General features: G+C 55.8%; 14 protein-coding genes and 1 tRNA gene. 1 reads left to right on the top strand and 14 read right to left on the bottom strand.

Going from position 1 to position 16,511, the window contains the following annotated elements; genetic code table 11:
* Window positions 1-3: 3 nt before the first annotated feature.
* The 13 genes from rnr to nnr form a co-directional block, all read right to left on the bottom strand.
* Entirely contained in the window at window positions 4-2,484 is a 2,481-nt protein-coding gene (gene rnr / locus BM373_RS11765) for a ribonuclease R (RefSeq protein WP_090461636.1), read from the bottom strand.
* Window positions 2,485-2,522: 38 nt separating this feature from the next.
* Window positions 2,523-2,948 (bottom strand): nitric oxide-sensing transcriptional repressor NsrR, encoded by a 426-nt coding sequence (nsrR, locus tag BM373_RS11760; protein WP_090461635.1) that lies wholly within the window; start codon window positions 2,946-2,948, stop codon window positions 2,523-2,525.
* 154 nt (window positions 2,949-3,102) lie between these two features.
* Window positions 3,103-4,401: an adenylosuccinate synthase gene (locus tag BM373_RS11755; RefSeq protein WP_090461634.1), complete on the bottom strand. Its 1,299-nt coding sequence runs from the start codon at window positions 4,399-4,401 to the stop codon at window positions 3,103-3,105.
* 102 nt (window positions 4,402-4,503) lie between these two features.
* Entirely contained in the window at window positions 4,504-4,701 is a 198-nt protein-coding gene (locus BM373_RS11750; RefSeq protein WP_090461633.1) for a DUF2065 domain-containing protein, read from the bottom strand.
* Window positions 4,702-4,781: 80 nt separating this feature from the next.
* Window positions 4,782-5,786, bottom strand: a complete 1,005-nt coding sequence (gene hflC / locus BM373_RS11745) for a protease modulator HflC (RefSeq protein WP_090461632.1) — start codon at window positions 5,784-5,786, stop codon at window positions 4,782-4,784.
* A 2-nt stretch (window positions 5,787-5,788) separates the two neighbouring features.
* Window positions 5,789-7,045, bottom strand: a complete 1,257-nt coding sequence (gene hflK, locus BM373_RS11740) for an FtsH protease activity modulator HflK (protein WP_090461631.1) — start codon at window positions 7,043-7,045, stop codon at window positions 5,789-5,791.
* A 69-nt stretch (window positions 7,046-7,114) separates the two neighbouring features.
* The gene (gene hflX, locus BM373_RS11735; RefSeq protein ID WP_090461630.1) at window positions 7,115-8,395 is read right to left on the bottom strand and encodes a ribosome rescue GTPase HflX; all 1,281 of its coding nucleotides are present in this window, start codon (window positions 8,393-8,395) and stop codon (window positions 7,115-7,117) included.
* Between the two features lie 75 nt (window positions 8,396-8,470).
* On the bottom strand, window positions 8,471-8,779 hold the full coding sequence (hfq, locus tag BM373_RS11730; RefSeq protein ID WP_090461629.1) for an RNA chaperone Hfq: 309 nt from the start codon (window positions 8,777-8,779) through the stop codon (window positions 8,471-8,473).
* Between the two features lie 96 nt (window positions 8,780-8,875).
* Complete coding sequence (miaA, locus tag BM373_RS11725) at window positions 8,876-9,826, bottom strand: tRNA (adenosine(37)-N6)-dimethylallyltransferase MiaA (protein ID WP_090461628.1); 951 nt, start codon at window positions 9,824-9,826, stop codon at window positions 8,876-8,878.
* Window positions 9,819-11,675: a DNA mismatch repair endonuclease MutL gene (mutL, locus tag BM373_RS11720; RefSeq protein WP_090461627.1), complete on the bottom strand. Its 1,857-nt coding sequence runs from the start codon at window positions 11,673-11,675 to the stop codon at window positions 9,819-9,821. Before mutL ends, miaA begins: the two co-directional genes overlap by 8 nt.
* 9 nt (window positions 11,676-11,684) lie before the next feature.
* On the bottom strand, window positions 11,685-13,022 hold the full coding sequence (gene amiB, locus BM373_RS11715) for an N-acetylmuramoyl-L-alanine amidase AmiB (protein WP_090461626.1): 1,338 nt from the start codon (window positions 13,020-13,022) through the stop codon (window positions 11,685-11,687).
* Window positions 13,023-13,038: 16 nt separating this feature from the next.
* Window positions 13,039-13,500, bottom strand: a complete 462-nt coding sequence (tsaE, locus tag BM373_RS11710) for a tRNA (adenosine(37)-N6)-threonylcarbamoyltransferase complex ATPase subunit type 1 TsaE (protein WP_090461625.1) — start codon at window positions 13,498-13,500, stop codon at window positions 13,039-13,041.
* Window positions 13,493-15,019 (bottom strand): bifunctional ADP-dependent NAD(P)H-hydrate dehydratase/NAD(P)H-hydrate epimerase, encoded by a 1,527-nt coding sequence (nnr, locus tag BM373_RS11705; RefSeq protein WP_090461624.1) that lies wholly within the window; start codon window positions 15,017-15,019, stop codon window positions 13,493-13,495. The genes tsaE and nnr overlap by 8 nt, the downstream gene beginning before the upstream one ends.
* Here nnr and queG point away from each other — a divergent pair.
* Entirely contained in the window at window positions 15,018-16,157 is a 1,140-nt protein-coding gene (gene queG, locus BM373_RS11700) for a tRNA epoxyqueuosine(34) reductase QueG (RefSeq protein ID WP_090461623.1), read from the top strand. The genes nnr and queG overlap by 2 nt on opposite strands.
* Before the next feature lie 267 nt (window positions 16,158-16,424).
* Here the strand turns inward: queG and BM373_RS11695 are convergent.
* Window positions 16,425-16,500, bottom strand: a tRNA-Gly gene (locus BM373_RS11695).
* Between the last annotated feature and the right edge of the window lie 11 nt (window positions 16,501-16,511).

Raw genomic sequence — 16,511 nt, 5'->3', positions numbered from 1 at the left:
AAATTACTCAGCGATTTTCTTTTTCGCTGCACGTTTGGCTTTGGTTGCCGCGGCGATTTTTTGCGTTTGCGCCGACGGTGCCTTCGGTTTTTTCTCTTTCTTCACCTTTGGCTTTGCGCTGTCGTCGGCTTTCGCTTTGGTTTTGCCTTTGGCCTTCGGCTTGCCTTTGTCACCACGGAAAGCGCTGTCCGGCTCAAAATTTACTTTCTTACCGACCTGGCGACGGCGGCTGCTGTTGCGGCCCGGCGTGCCTTTTTTCGCGCGTTCACGTTCGGTCTTGCCGACGTTACGTGGGCCGCGCTCGCTTGAGATCAGCGTGAAGTCGATTTTGCGCTCGTCCATATTGACCGCTTCCACGCGCACTACCACGCGGTCGCCGAGGCGATAGGTCTGGCCGCCGGATTCGCCAATCAGACGCTGACCTACCTGATCGAAACGATAGTAGTCGTTGTCGAGCGAAGAGACGTGCACCAGGCCATCGATAAACAGATCGCTTAAACGTACGAAGAAACCAAAACCGGTGACGCTGGCAATAACGCCGGAGAAGGTGTTGCCCACCTGATCCTGCATAAAGTCGCACTTCAGCCAGTCGGAGACTTCGCGCGTGGCTTCGTCAGCGCGGCGTTCTGCCATTGAACAGTGCTGACCTAATTGCAGCATCGCTTCAACGGAGTAGTGCCAGCCGCCGGTGTCGGTGCTGTCGCCTTCGTGTCCCTGCTCTTTCGCCAGCAGGTATTTAATGGCGCGGTGCAGCGACAGGTCAGGATAACGGCGGATCGGCGAGGTAAAGTGCGCGTACTGTTGCAGGGCAAGGCCGAAGTGTCCACGGTTTTCCGGGTCGTAAATCGCCTGTTTCATCGAGCGCAGCAGCATAGTTTGCAGCATCTCGTGGTCAGGACGATCGGCGATGGATTCCAGCAGTTCGGCGTAATCGCCCGGCTCCGGCTTGCTGCCGCCCGGCAATTCCAGGCCCAGCTCCGCAAGCACCGAACGGAAAGAGGTGATCGCTTCGTTGGTCGGACGGTCGTGAATACGGAACAGCGCAGGCTCTTTGGCTTTCTCCACAAAACGCGCGGCGGAGATGTTCGCCAGGATCATGCACTCTTCGATCAGTTTATGCGCGTCGTTACGCTCGGTCAGTTCAATGCGATCGATACGGCGTTCAGCATTGAAGATAAACTTCGCTTCTTCACTCTCAAACGAGATGCCGCCGCGCTCTTCGCGTGCCTGGTTCAGCGTTTTGTAGAGGGTGTGCAGCTCTTCAATGTGTTTCACCAGCGGGGCGTACTGCTCGCGCAGTTCTTTGTCGCCTTCGAGCATATGCCACACTTTGGTGTAGGTCAGACGCGCGTGCGAGCTCATCACCGCTTCATAGAATTTGTAGCCGGTTAAGCGCCCTTTGGCGGAGATGGTCATCTCGCAGACCATGCAGAGGCGGTCAACCTGCGGGTTGAGCGAGCACAGGCCGTTGGAGAGCACTTCCGGCAGCATCGGCACCACCTGCGACGGGAAGTAGACCGAGGTGCCGCGGTTGCGCGCTTCGTCATCCAGCGAGGTGCCGGGACGCACGTAGTAGCTCACATCCGCAATGGCGACCCATAAGCGCCAGCCGCCACCGCGTTTTTTCTCGCAGTAGACCGCATCATCAAAGTCGCGGGCGTCTTCGCCGTCGATGGTCATCAGCGGCAGATTGCGCAGGTCAATGCGGCCCGCTTTTGCCTCTTCCGGCACCTGCTCTTTCAGGCTGGCGATTTCATCTTCGACCGCTTGCGGCCAGACGTACGGGATCTCGTGGGTGCGCAGCGCCATGTCCACGGCCATGCCGGTGCCCATGTTGTCGCCGAGCACTTCAACAATCTTACCGACCGCTTTCGTGCGACGGGTCGGGCGCTGGGTCAGTTCGACCACCACCACAAAGCCCATCCGCGCGTTCATGATCTCTTCTGGCGGGATCAGGATATCAAAGCTCAGACGGCTATCGTCAGGTACCACGAAGCCCACGCCCGCTTCGGTAAAGTAGCGGCCCACAATCTGGCTGGTTTTCGGCACCAGCACGCGGACGATGCGCGCTTCACGGCGGCCTTTACGATCGGCACCCAGCGGCTGTGCCAGCACCTGATCGCCATGAATGCAGGTTTTCATCTGTTCAGACGACAGGTAGAGATCGTCTTTGCGGCCTTCAACGCGTAAAAAGCCAAAGCCGTCGCGGTGACCGATGACGATGCCTTTCAGCAGGTCGAGGCGTTCTGGCAGGGCATAGCACTGGCGGCGGGTGAAGACCAGTTGTCCGTCGCGCTCCATGGCGCGCAGACGGCGACGCAGCCCTTCAAGCTGCTCTTCGCCTTCGAGGTTCAGTTCAATCGCCAGCTCTTCACGGCTGGCCGGTTTTTCGCGTTTTGATAAGTGATCGAGAATGAACTCACGGCTTGGAATTGGATTGGCGTACTTTTCAGCTTCGCGCTCCAGGAAAGGATCTTGTGACATTGCGGTTTCCTCCGTTGTCAGCTCTGGTGGGATATCGTTCACTCCACCAGCAATAATTTGTAAAGCGGTTGATTCTCTTCAACCAAATCGGCCAGCGTGTAGTTATCCAGTTCATTCAGGAAACTTTGCACGGCCTGAGAAAGCGCCTGCTTCAGGCGGCAAGCGGGGGTGATATGACAAAATGCGCTGCTGCAATTCACCAGCGCCAGCGGTTCCAGATCACGCACCACATCACCAATACGAATAGTTTGTGCGGGTCTACCCAGGCGGATCCCGCCGTTTTTTCCTCTGACGGCCGCCACGTATCCTGAGCGACTCAGTTGGTTGATAATCTTGACCATATGATTACGGGATACGCCGTAGACCTCTGTCACCTCAGAAATATTGGTCATGCGACCTTCCGGAAGCGATGCCATATAGATTAAAGCCCGCAATCCGTAATCGGTGAAACTCGTTAACTGCACATCAACCTCAGGGAAAAAGGGAAAACGCGGTACACCTGCGGTGTATTGACTCTATTGATGATAAACCAGCCACCAGCCAGGCTGCTAATTTATTTAGAAATGGAGGTAAAATCGCGGAAAAACAAGGGGCGCAGTGTTTGCGCCCCTGGAGTGATTATGCGTCGAACGGGTCGCGCAGGATCATAGTTTCAGTACGGTCAGGACCGGTTGAAATAATATCAATCGGCACGCCGGTGACTTCTTCAATGCGCGTAATGTAATTCAGCGCCGCCTGCGGCAGACCGCTGCGCTCTTTCACACCGAAGGTCGTTTCAGACCAGCCCGGCATGGTTTCGTAGATCGGCTCGATGCCTTCCCAGTCGTCAGCAGCCATCGGGGTGGTGGTCACTTCGCGGCCATCCGGCAGGCGGTAAGCCACGCAGATTTTCACTTCTTTCAGGCCATCCAGCACGTCGAGTTTGGTCAGACAGAAACCCGACAGGGAGTTGATCTGCACGGCGCGGCGCACTGCCACCGCATCCAGCCAGCCGGTACGACGACGACGACCGGTGGTCGCGCCAAATTCGTTACCCTGCTTGCACAGGAACTCGCCGATGTCATCAAACAGTTCAGTCGGGAACGGACCTGCACCCACACGGGTGGAGTAAGCTTTGATGATACCCAGCACGTAATCCACATAACGCGGGCCGATACCGGAACCGGTAGCCACGCCACCAGCGGTGGTGTTAGAGGAGGTCACATACGGATAAGTACCGTGGTCGATATCCAGCAGCGTACCCTGCGCGCCTTCAAACATGATGAAATCACCACGTTTACGCGCCTGGTCGAGCAGATCGGAGACATCAACAACCATGGAGGTCAGGATGTCGGCAACCGCCATCACATCGTCCAGCACTTTCTGGTAGTCAACTGCGTCGACTTTATAGAAGTTCACCAGTTGGAAGTTGTGATATTCCAGCACTTCTTTCAGTTTGGTTGCAAAGGTGGCTTTATCAAACAGGTCGCCAACGCGCAGACCGCGACGTGCAACTTTGTCTTCGTAAGCAGGGCCGATACCGCGACCGGTCGTCCCGATAGCTTTTGCACCGCGCGCTTTTTCGCGAGCAACGTCCAGCGCCACATGATAATCGAGGATCAGCGGGCACGCTTCAGACAGCAGCAGACGCTCACGAACCGGGATACCACGGTCTTCCAGCTCTTTCATCTCTTTCATCAGGGCTGCAGGAGACAGCACAACGCCGTTACCAATGATGCTGGTCACGTTATCGCGGAGAATGCCTGATGGAATAAGATGGAGAACGGTTTTTTCACCGTTGATTACGAGAGTATGGCCTGCGTTGTGACCGCCCTGGTAGCGCACAACATATTTAGCCCGTTCAGTCAGAAGATCAACAATCTTCCCTTTACCTTCGTCACCCCATTGGGTGCCCAGTACGACGACGTTGTTACCCATTTTTCAAAATCACCGTTTGCTTAAAAAAGGATTCTACCATCGCTTTTTCTGATAATCAGCACTTTTTGTCCGCTAATTTCGTCCATTATGCGTGCTATTTCTTCAGCCAATCGTTTTCCTCAACATATAGTAGACAACCACGCCAGCAACCACTAGACCGCCGCCAAAACGACGTAAAATCGTATCCGGTAAGAGCGCAAGCGAGGCGATCATACGCCGCCAGGCGCGCGGATAAAGCATCGGACCAAGCCCTTCAAACACCAGAACGAGCGCCAGTGCCAGCCAGATTGTTGAGTTCATGCAGGATCCTTAAATGAGAAAACCACCGGATCCTGTGGGGATCCCGGTGGTTTTGATGGGATAAAACCGCCTTGCTGATTTTATCTTACGGCGTTGCCTGGCGTCTTCATGTAGCGGAAGAAATCACTTTCCGGGCTGAGAACCATGACGTCCTGATTGCTCTGGAAGCTGTTCTCGTAAGCGCGCAGGCTACGAATGAACGCGTAGAAATCAGGGTCCTGGCTGAAAGCGTCAGCAAACAGTTTAGCGGCTTCTGCATCACCTTCACCGCGCAGGATGCGACCTTCACGCTCGGCTTCCGCCAGCGTTTTCGTCACTTCGTAATCGGAAGTCGCGCGTAATTTCTCCGCTTCTTCCTGACCTTGTGAACGGTGACGACGGGCAACCGCTTCACGCTCGGCGCGCATACGGTTGTAAATCGCTTCCGAAACTTCGTTCGGCAGGTTGATCTGCTTGATACGCACATCGACCACTTCGATACCCAGGGCCGCCATACTGTTCGGGTTTACTACCGGGACTTTACCGTTAGTTTCCGCAGTCACGCGCTTAGCCGCTTTAGCGATTTCATCGTCAGCCGCAGGCGTAGCCACTTCATCTTCTGTTCCGGCAGAACCTGAGTTCAGCGCGTCACGCACTTCGAGGGTCAGACGACCACGGGAATCGGTAACGATGTCTTTCACGTCCAGACGACCAATCTCAGAACGCAGACGGTCAGAGAACTTACGTTTCAGCAGGACTTCTGCCTGAGAAACGTCACCACCACCGGTTGCCAGGTAGTAGCGGCTGAAATCGCTGATACGCCACTTAATGTAGGAGTCAACGATCAGGTCTTTTTTCTCTTTGGTAACAAAGCGATCGGCCTGGTTATCCATAGTCTGGATACGCGCATCCAGCGTTTTAACGGTTTCAATAAACGGCAGTTTGAAATGCAGGCCCGGCTCAAACACCAGCGGCTTGTTTTCATCGTCACGCAGAACTTTACCGAAGCGCAGGGTAATGCCGCGCTCGCCTTCTTTTACCACGAAAATAGACGTATAAAGCACCACCAGCACGATGATAATTATCGCAATTAAAGACTTACGCATCGTTATTCCCCCTGACGCTGGTAGTCGTTACGCTGCGCGTTAGCACGGCGTTGGTCCATGATGTCGCCCTGATTAGCGGCAGGCGCTGAATTTGCCCCGCTGCCAGAGGTAGACGCAGGCGGCAGGCGCAACAGATCATTGGCGCTGCTGGTATTACCTTTTGAGGTAGACGCGTTACCGCCCTTCAGCATTTGATCCAGTGGCAGCACCATCAGATTGCCGCCTTTGTCATTAACCAGCACTTTGCGGGTATGACTGAGCACTTTTTCCATGGTTTCGATATACAGACGCTCGCGGGTAATTTCCGGTGCGGCTTTATATTCCGGCAGGATTTTGGCGAAACGCGCCACTTCACCCTGCGCTTCCAGAATAGTCTGTGTGCGGTAGGCGCGCGCTTCTTCCAGAATACGTTGTGCCTGACCGTTAGCACGCGGCTGCACTTCGTTAGCGTAAGCTTCTGCTTCACGGATGGACTGCTGTTCGTTCTCACGTGCGGCAATCGCATCATCAAACGCAGCCTGTACCGCTTCCGGCGGACGCGCAGCCTGGAAGTTGACGTCCAGCAGGGTAATACCCATGTTGTACGGCTTGATGGTCTCTTCCAGTTCACGCTGGGTATCGCTACGAATAACGGTACGGCCTTCAGTGAGGATGCGATCCATAGTGTATTTGCCGATTACGCCGCGCAGGGCGCTGTCGGTCGCCTGACGCAGGCTGTCGTCTGCGCTGGTCACGCTAAAGAGATAGTGTTGCGGATCAATGACGCGGTACTGCACGTTCATTTCTACGCGCACCACGTTTTCGTCAGACGTCAGCATCACGCCGGATGCCGCCAGTTCGCGAACTGCTTCAACGTTAACCGCCGTCACGTTATCCACAAACGTCGGTTTCCAGTTCAGGCCTGGCTCTACCAGATGGCTGAATTTACCGAAACGGGTAACAACACCGCGCTCGGCTTCTTTAATGGTGTAGAAACCGCTGGCGGCCCAGATAATGACGATCGCCGCAGCAACGATGCTGACAACGCGTCCACCCAGATGCGCGCGCGGCCCTGGCGATGAGCTGCCGCCGCCTGAACCGGTGCCTTTACCACCGCCCAGACCGCCGAGCTTTTTGCTCAACTTGCGGAAAATATCATCCAGATCGGGCGGCCCCTGTTCGCGACCACCTTTATTTCCCCCAGAGTTACCGTCGGGTTTATTGCTGCTGCCCCACGGGTCGCGGTCTTGTCCGTTATTACCGGGCTGATTCCACGCCATGTTTGTGCTCCATATTTGTTATGCGGTGATGCCCCCACCAGGGGGAAATATCTTCAGGTGATACGCCGGTTAGACAACGTAGTCCACCAATGCAGGTTCTTGTTTACAGAGGCGACGCCAGTCGACGATCGGCATGCGCACCTGCATGCTGACGCTACCGTCATCCTCCATCCACTCTTTTTCAATCGCCTGAAGCTGATAAAAGCGGCTTCGCAAACGCCCTTCTTTGGCCGGTAAACGCAACGTATGCTGCGCCACTTCACCGGAAAGACGTTCGGTTAACACCTGGAATAACAGCGGTACACCCACACCGGTTTGCGCAGAAAGCCAAACCCGAATCGGTTTATTTTCGTCATCCCTGTCGATACGTGGCTCAAAATCATCCAGCATATCGATTTTGTTCATAACCAGCAGCGTGGGGATCTCGTGAGCGTCAATCTCCTCGAGTACCGTATTCACTGCGTCTATGTTTTCCTGCAAGCGCACATCTGCCGCATCAACCACATGCAGCAGTAGCGTCGCCTGCCGGGTTTCCTGCAACGTTGCCTTAAACGCGGCAACTAAATCGTGTGGCAAATGGCGGATAAAACCTACCGTGTCCGCAAGCACGGTCTCTCCCACGTCCGCAACATCAATGCGGCGCAGGGTCGGGTCCAGGGTCGCAAACAACTGGTCTGCGGCATAAACCTGGGCCTCGGTAATCTGATTAAACAGCGTCGATTTGCCGGCGTTGGTGTAACCCACCAGCGACACGGTCGGAATATCGGCTTTTTGACGGGAGCGACGCCCTTGCTCACGCTGCTTTTCAACTTTCTCAAGCCGCGAAAGGATTTGCATGATGCGATTACGCAGCAAACGACGGTCGGTTTCGAGCTGGGTTTCCCCCGGACCGCGCAAACCAATCCCGCCTTTCTGTCGTTCAAGGTGGGTCCAGCCACGCACCAGGCGCGTAGCCATATGACGCAACTGCGCCAGTTCAACCTGCAACTTACCTTCATGGGTACGTGCACGTTGGGCAAAAATGTCTAAAATCAGTCCTGTACGATCGATAACACGGCACTCGCACAGTCTCTCCAGGTTGCGTTCCTGGGCCGGGCTTAGCGCATGATCGAAGAGCACGACCGATGCACCTGTCGCCTTCACGGCTTCCGCTATTTCAACTGCCTTACCTTCACCAACAAAATACTTTGGGTGCGGCGCTTTACGGCTACCGGTAATCACCTGCATTGCATCGACACCGGCGGAAGAGACCAGAGATTCAAACTCCTGGAGGTCTTCCATATCTTTGTCTTGCGAAAAATAGATGTGTACCAGTACCGCCTGCTCACCGGCATCATAACGGTCAAACAAGCGTAACTCCTCATTAAAGACCAGCGGGGAACCTAACTAATCTGGCTCCCCGACATGGAAAAACAGCCATCAACCTTATTCGGTTTCTTCGCTGTCTTGTTGCGTTGCAGAAGAACCCTGCGCATTACTGCCATGATGATAGTTACTGGAGCCGCCGGTCGCGTTGTTACTGTGATGGGAAACCGGGCGAGACGGGACAACAGTAGAAATCGCGTGCTTATAGACCATCTGGCTGACCGTGTTTTTCAACAGGATCACGAACTGATCGAAAGACTCAATTTGACCTTGCAGCTTAATACCATTCACCAAATAAATAGAAACCGGAACACGTTCACGACGCAGTGCGTTCAAAAACGGGTCTTGTAATGATTGCCCCTTAGCCATTCTATCTTTTCCTTATATGCTTGTTTTGTACTTTGAACCCGGAGGTTCTGAAAACTGCGTAAAATTTTGCGCACGATACGACTTAATTGTACACATTCAGTGTACGTTAGCACCAACAACCTGTAATACCTCATTTCGTGACCGTTCCGGCTTTTCACTGTCTAACCAGTGCACGCCATCCCAACCACGCAACCAGGTCATCTGGCGCTTCGCCAACTGTCTCGTCGCGCAAACACCTCGATAAACCATTTCATCGTATGAAATCTCACCGTCAAGATATGACCACATCTGGCGATATCCCACACAACGAATGGAAGGCATATCCGTATGCAAATCTCCACGGGCAAATAGCGCCCGCACTTCTGCTTCAAAACCTGAAGCCAACATCTGATGAAAACGCTGCTCAATTCGCTGGTGGAGCAGTTCACGGCTCGCCGGGGCGATGGCGAACTGATGCACCTGATACGGCAGAGCCTCTCCTGACGTTTGCGTCAGTTCCGTTAAAGTTTTACCCGAAATGAAAAAAACTTCCAGTGCCCGGGAAAGCCTTTGCGGATCATTCGGATGAATTCGTGCAGCCGCAACCGGATCGATATCCTGAAGTTGTCGGTGCAGCGCTTCCCATCCCAGCTCGGCCGCCTGTTGTTCAATTTTCGCTCTCACTTCGGCATCGGCTGAGGGCAAGGGAGACAGCCCTTCCAGCAACGCCTTAAAGTAGAGCATCGTGCCGCCAACCAGTAAGGGTATCCGGCCTGCGGCGGTAATTTCGGTCATGGCCGCTAATGCATCGCGGCGAAAGTCAGCCGCTGAATACGCCTGCGCCGGGTCAAGGATGTCCAGTAACCGGTGCGGTGCCGCCTGTAATTCGTCGGCAGAAGGCTTGGCAGTGCCAATATCCATCCCCTGATAGATAAGGGCGGAATCCACGCTTATCAACTCTACGGGTAAAACTTTACGCAGCTCAATGGCTAACGCCGTTTTGCCGGAGGCCGTCGGCCCCATCAAAAAAATCGCCTTTGGCAGGCTGTAATTGCTTTTGTCAGTCATGTTTCAGGGCGTTCATCGCCGAATGTAAATCAACAGGTTGTAACAGGCCACCCGGCGGTGATTTCACCAGTTGCGGACATAAACGCTCGACATCTGCCAGCAAGCTAATGGCCTGGGCCACACTCCACTGGGGATGATCGCTTGCCAGATGACGGGCAAACCATTGAGCGGTATTTGCCGCGTCGAACGTCGTCTGCTGCGCCAGGTAGCCTATCAGTTCAGGAATCAAGATTTGTAAATTTTGTTGGCGCAAGGGTAAAGGTACCGCGCGAATGGTCACATGATGGGCGTCTGACTGAAATTCAATGCCCATTTCGGTCAGCATAGCCTGAGCGCGCTTCAGGGCCGCGTTCTCTTCTGCGGTCACTTTCAGCCGTACCGGGATCAGCAGCGGTTGTGCACACGATGGCGTACTCCCCGGCGTCAGTTGCGCCTGCTTAAACCAGCGCTCGGCGACCGGCAGCGACAAAAGCGCCACCTGCCCTGCCCGCTCCAGCAACGCGCAGTCCTGGCCGATAATGGTCAATACGCGACCAAAACTGTAGCTGTGTCCGTCGAGTGCAGGAACTGAAGGTGCGGGCGCAGGGGCGACAGGTTCAACTTTCTCCGGCGTATCCAGCAGTTGTCGGTAGAGCGCCCCTTGCTTTTTCTGATAGCCAGGCTGGGCATTCGGCCAGCCTGCGTTCCCGCCACCGCTGTGCCCACTGCGCGGCGCGGAATTACGCTCCGCCGCAGGTTCACGGGCCACGGCAGGTTCCGCAAACTGATTACGGCCTGCAGCAATGCGATTATCCGGTACGCTTCGCGCCACGGGTGCGGGCGTATCCGCCAGCGGCAACGGCGTCTCCATCTGCTGTTGCAGCACGCTCAGTACGCCCTGATAGATAAAATCATGCACCAGCCGCGACTGATGGAAACGCACTTCGTGTTTTGCCGGATGCACGTTGACGTCGACCTGATGCGGGTCGATCTCCAGATAAAGGACAAACGCGGGCTGCTGATCGGCACCCAGTTTGTCTTCGCACGCCTGACGAATCGCATGATTAATCAGACGGTCGCGCATCATGCGCCCGTTGACGTAGCAATACTGAATTTCCGCGAACGCCGTGGTGGTGGTTTTCGGATCGGCCACCCAGCCGCGCATACCTAAATCGCCGTGCTGCCACTCAATCGCCAGCGCCTGTTCGATGAACGGCAGCCCGCAAATGGCCCCCAGGCGGCGCTCTTTCTGCCCGCCTGACGGAACCGCACGGTACTGGCGCACCATTTTCCCGTTGTGATTGAGGTTGATGGTGACGTCAAAACGCGCCAGCGCGATGCGGCGGATCACTTCATCGATATGTCCGAATTCGGTTTTTTCGGTGCGCATGAATTTGCGGCGCGCGGGGGTGTTGTAAAACAGATCCAGCACTTCAAGGGTGGTGCCCACCGGATGCGCAGCGGGTTTGACGGTGACGTCCATCTCGCGCCCTTCGGCATAGGCTTGCCAGGCTTCCGGCTGATCGGCGGTGCGTGAAGTCAGCGTCAGGCGTGATACCGAACTGATACTGGCGAGCGCCTCACCGCGAAACCCAAGGCTGATGATGGCTTCCAGATCGTCAAGCGAGGCGATTTTACTGGTGGCATGACGCGCCAGCGCCAGCGCCAGTTCTTCTTTTTTAATGCCGCAGCCGTTATCGCGAATGCGGATGAGCTTTGCGCCGCCGCGTTCAATATCGATATCGATGCGGGTCGCGCCCGCATCAAGGCTGTTTTCCACCAGCTCTTTCACCACCGACGCAGGGCGCTCCACCACTTCGCCTGCGGCGATCTGGTTCGCAAGCTGAGGCGGCAGAACCTGAATCGGCATGAAATCTCCTTAGTTGACGAACGCACCCGGTGAGGCGGCGCTTGCCGTCTGGCCCGCGCCTTGCGGTGCGGACTGCATCGGATGCGCCTGGAAGTACTGACGCAGGCCGTTATAAATCGCCTCCGCAATCTGCTGCTGGAAATCATCGCTGCCCAGCAGACGCTCTTCGCCGCTGTTGCTGATAAATCCGGTTTCAACCAGTACCGACGGGATATCCGGCGAGCGCAACACGCCCAGACTTGCATGTTCCGGGCGACGTTTATGCAGGGAACCGACGCGCTGCAACTGGCCTAACATATTGACCGCGACATCATACCCGACGCGCTGCGAATGACCGAACTGCAAATCCAGTACCGCCTGACTGAGATAAGGATCGGACTGGCTGTTAGCCAGCACATCTCCGGCCCCGCCCAGCAGTTCGGATTGCTTTTCATGCTGCTCAAGCCAGCTTGCCATCTCGCTGTTGGCGCGACGGTTTGAAAGCACCCATACCGACGCCCCGGTCGCATCGCGGTTTGGTGCGGCATCGGCGTGAATGGAAACCAGGAAGTTGGCGTTTTGCTTACGCGCCACGTCAGAACGGCCCATCACCGAAATAAAGTAATCGCCATCACGGGTCAGGACGCCTTTAAACATCGGATCGTCATTGAGCAACGTACGCAGTTTGCGGGCGATAGAAATCGTCACGTTTTTCTCACGTGTCCCGCCGGGGCCAATTGCGCCCGGATCCTGCCCGCCGTGCCCGGCGTCGATCGCGATGATCACTTTCTCACCCGGTGCGCTGCTCGCCCGCATCGCCGGACGAGTCACCGTATTGCTACTGGTCACGCTGGTCATGCGGTCATTTTCATTTTTGAAGGGATTACGCGCAGGCTGTGCAGGACGCGGCGTCACCATCGGCGCAACGGCAGGCGTCTCAACGCGCTTCGCCACCACCGGCGGTGGCGGAGGGGGCGGCGGCGCATCGGCATTGATGGTAAATACCACCGTATAATTCGCGCCGTTTTGCTGCTTCGCCACGCGGGTTTTACCGTTTTGGGTTAAATCGACCACCAGACGCAGCGACTGATTATCTTTCGGCGTACCTGAGCGGATCGATTTCACCAGATTGTTACCGCTAAACTGCAACGGCAGCCCCTGAATCACCCCGGTCTGTTTGATATCCAGCGCCACGCTGCGCTTGCCGTCCTGCGAGAAGGCATAGTCGGGATCGCCCATAAAGCTCAGCGTTATGCGTGCCTGGTCGTTGCCGTTGGAGACCTGAATATCTGACAAACTTGCTGCTCCGGCCTGCGTGCTCATCAGCACCAGCGCCGTTAACAGCCATTTTTTAACGCGATTGATCATCCCGCCATCCCTACAGTTAACCGGCCAGACGCGCCAGTAACGCATCACCTGATGAGGATACAGCACTCACGCGCGCCTCACGCCCTTGCGCCTGGTAGTCTAAATGGATCTCGACATCGGGTTCAGGCAACACGCCCGCCCCCTGCTGCGGCCATTCAACCAGGCAAATTGCATCGTTGGCAAAATAATCGCGGATCCCCATAAATTCCAGCTCTTCAGGGTCCGCGAGGCGGTACAGGTCGAAGTGATACACCATCAGGTTATCGAGGGTATAAGGCTCGACCAGCGTATAGGTTGGGCTTTTCACATTCCCGTTGTGGCCTAACGCCTGCAGGAAACCCCGGCTGAACGTCGTTTTACCCGCGCCCAGATCGCCGTACAGATAAATCACGGTTGCGCCATCACAAGCCTGCGCCAGGCGCTTGCCGAGTTCTAAAGTTGCCTGCTCGTCGGGTAAAGGAATCACTCGATTAATCATGGTTTAGGTCTATTACATCCGGGTTAACAACACGCATCAGCGCAGAAAAAAGATCGGTTGCCAGCATGCCGCGCGTACCGAAGCGGGCGGCGCGTAAATCAGCGGCAGCACCGTGGGCCACACCGCCTGCACAGGCTGCATCAAAGAGGGCAAATTTCTGCCCTAACATTGCGCCGATAATACCAGAGAGCACATCGCCCATGCCGCCGCTGCCCATTCCGGCGTTTCCGGCATCAATAATGCCCGTCTCGCCGTTTTCGCTCGCCACGACCGTGCCAGCACCTTTCAACACCACCACACCGCCATAACGTTTTACCAGACGCTGAGCAGAAAGTAAGCGATCACTTTCAATTTCTGCAACGCTACAGTTGAGAAGCCGCGCCGCTTCGCCGGGGTGTGGGGTCAGGATGCGATTGTGACGTTTATCGGGATTGATTGCCAGAAGGTTCAGCGCATCGGCGTCCCACAACATCGGTTTGCGAAAATTCTCAATTTTCTGCAGGGCATTTTTGCCCCACGCCTGTTGCCCAAGGCCCGGCCCGAAGACCACTACATCCGCCCATTCGAGGCTTTCCTCCAGCGAACTGGTGGTCAGTTCATGAACCATTAACTCTGGCCTGGCGGTAACCAGCGGACCGATATTTTCACTGCGCGTCAGCACGCGCACCAGGCCCGCACCAGAACGTAATGCGGCTTCACCGGTCATGCGGATCGCCCCCGCCGTGCCGTGATCGCCACCCACCACCACCAGCCGTCCGTTATCGCCTTTATGCGAGGTGGGCCGCCGCGGAGGGAACCATCCCGCTAATTGCGAAGCGTCAAAACGGGTCAGTGTCGTCGTCTGGCCTGCCAGCCAGCTTTCCAGGCCGAGCGCATGATGATGAAGTTGCCCGACCACATCGCGCGCTTTGCCGGTGAGCAAGCCGGGCTTGAGGGCAATAAACGTGACCGTATGCGCCGCGTTGATCACCGCCCCCGGCGTCGCGCCCGTTTGCGCCAGCAGACCGGAGGGAATGTCCAGCGCCAGCACCGGGGCCAGATGCTGATTCGCCTTCTCAATCAGCGCGGCGACCGTCTCGCGCGGTGCCTGCGTTAACCCGGTGCCGAGCAACCCATCAATAATCAGATCCACCGTTTCCGGCCAGAGTGCGTCGGGAGCGTGAATTTCACCCCCGGCATTGAGCCAGGCGTCGCACGCGGCCTGCGATTCTTCCGGCAACGGTTTTTCGCTTTCCATCGCGACGAGCGTGACGTCTATACCCGCAGCCGCAGCCAGACGCGCCACCACGTAGCCGTCGCCGCCGTTGTTGCCATGTCCGCACAGGATCAGCCAGTGCGCGGCGTCAGGGTAATGGGTGCGCGCCACGTGAAAAGCCGCTTCGCCCGCCCGCAGCATTAATTCATATAGCGTGATGCCGAGCGCGTCGGCAGCCTCTTTTTCAGCGCATTTGAGTTCATCCGCAGGCCAGATGGAGTGTGGTATACTTGCGGCGTTTTTCTTCATGGTATGGTCCGTCATGTCACAGCCCCTCGATCTCAATCAGTTAGCGCAAAACATTAAACAGTGGGGTGCTGAACTGGGTTTTCAGCAGGTCGGTATCACCGATACCGATCTCAGCGGAGCCGAACCTGAGCTTCAGGCATGGCTGGATAAGCAATATCACGGCGAAATGGACTGGATGGCGCGTCACGGTATGATGCGCGCCCGTCCCCATGAGCTTTTGCCCGGCACGCTGCGCGTGATCAGCGTGCGCATGAATTATCTGCCCGCCAATGCTGCTTTTGCCAGCACGCTAAAAAACCCGGCGCTGGGTTACGTCAGCCGTTATGCGCTGGGGCGCGATTACCATAAACTTTTGCGAAATCGCTTAAAAAAACTGGGCGAACAGATTCAGGCGCAGTGCGGCTCGCTGAATTTTAGACCCTTTGTTGATTCCGCGCCCATTCTTGAGCGCCCGCTGGCAGAAAAAGCGGGGCTGGGCTGGACAGGTAAGCACTCACTCATCCTTAACCGCGAAGCCGGGTCCTTTTTCTTTCTCGGGGAACTGTTGATCGACCTGCCCCTGCCGGTCGATCAGCCGGTGGAAGAAGGCTGCGGAAAATGCGTGGCCTGCATGACGATTTGCCCGACCGGGGCAATTGTCGAACCTTACACCGTCGATGCGCGGCGCTGTATTTCCTATCTCACCATTGAGCTTGAAGGCGCTATCCCGGAAGAATTCCGCCCGCTGATGGGCAACCGCATCTATGGCTGCGATGACTGCCAGTTGATTTGTCCGTGGAATCGCTTCTCTCAGTTGACCGACGAAGACGACTTCAGCCCGCGTAAAGCGCTGCACGCGCCGGAATTAACCGCGCTATTTGCCTGGAGCGAAGCGCATTTCCTGAAAATGACGGAGGGATCGGCGATCCGCCGTATTGGTCATCTGCGCTGGCTGCGTAATATCGCCGTCGCGCTGGGAAATGCTGCCTGGGATGAGCAAAATATTCGGGCACTCGAAGCACGCAGAGGTGAGCACCCACTTCTTGATGAACACATAGACTGGGCGATTGCGCAGCAAATTGAGAAGCGAAATGCCTGTGTGGTTGAGGTGCAATTACCGCAAAAACAGCGACTGGTGAGAGTGATAGAAAAAGGCCTGCCAAGGGACGCCTGAGCTTTCCACAGCTTGTGCATAAAAATAAAAACACATTGCGTTTCAAGGTGCAAAAAGAGGTCAAGCGATCGCATTAACACTTTGCAATAATATTTTATCGTTATTTTTTAAGATGTTAAGCAAATACTATTCACATCCTGAAGCATTTAAAGCTCTGGATAAAGAGAAGGCGGCTGTGGATAAGTCTGTTTACAAGAATATGACAAGAGTGAAATAAAACGCCCGCAGCGAGGCTTTACGCTGTGGATAATTTATTCAGGAGAAATTTGGAGCGGGAAACGAGACTCGAACTCGCGACCCCGACCTTGGCAAGGTCGTGCTCTACCAACTGAGCTATTCCCGCTTGGGTGGTGC

Origin of the sequence: Enterobacter sp. kpr-6, assembly GCF_900116015.1 — a bacterium.
In the GTDB taxonomy this organism is placed as follows: Bacteria; Pseudomonadota; Gammaproteobacteria; order Enterobacterales; family Enterobacteriaceae; genus Enterobacter_D.
Note: the sequence above shows the minus strand (reverse complement) of the source record. Positions and strands in the feature narration are given on the sequence as shown.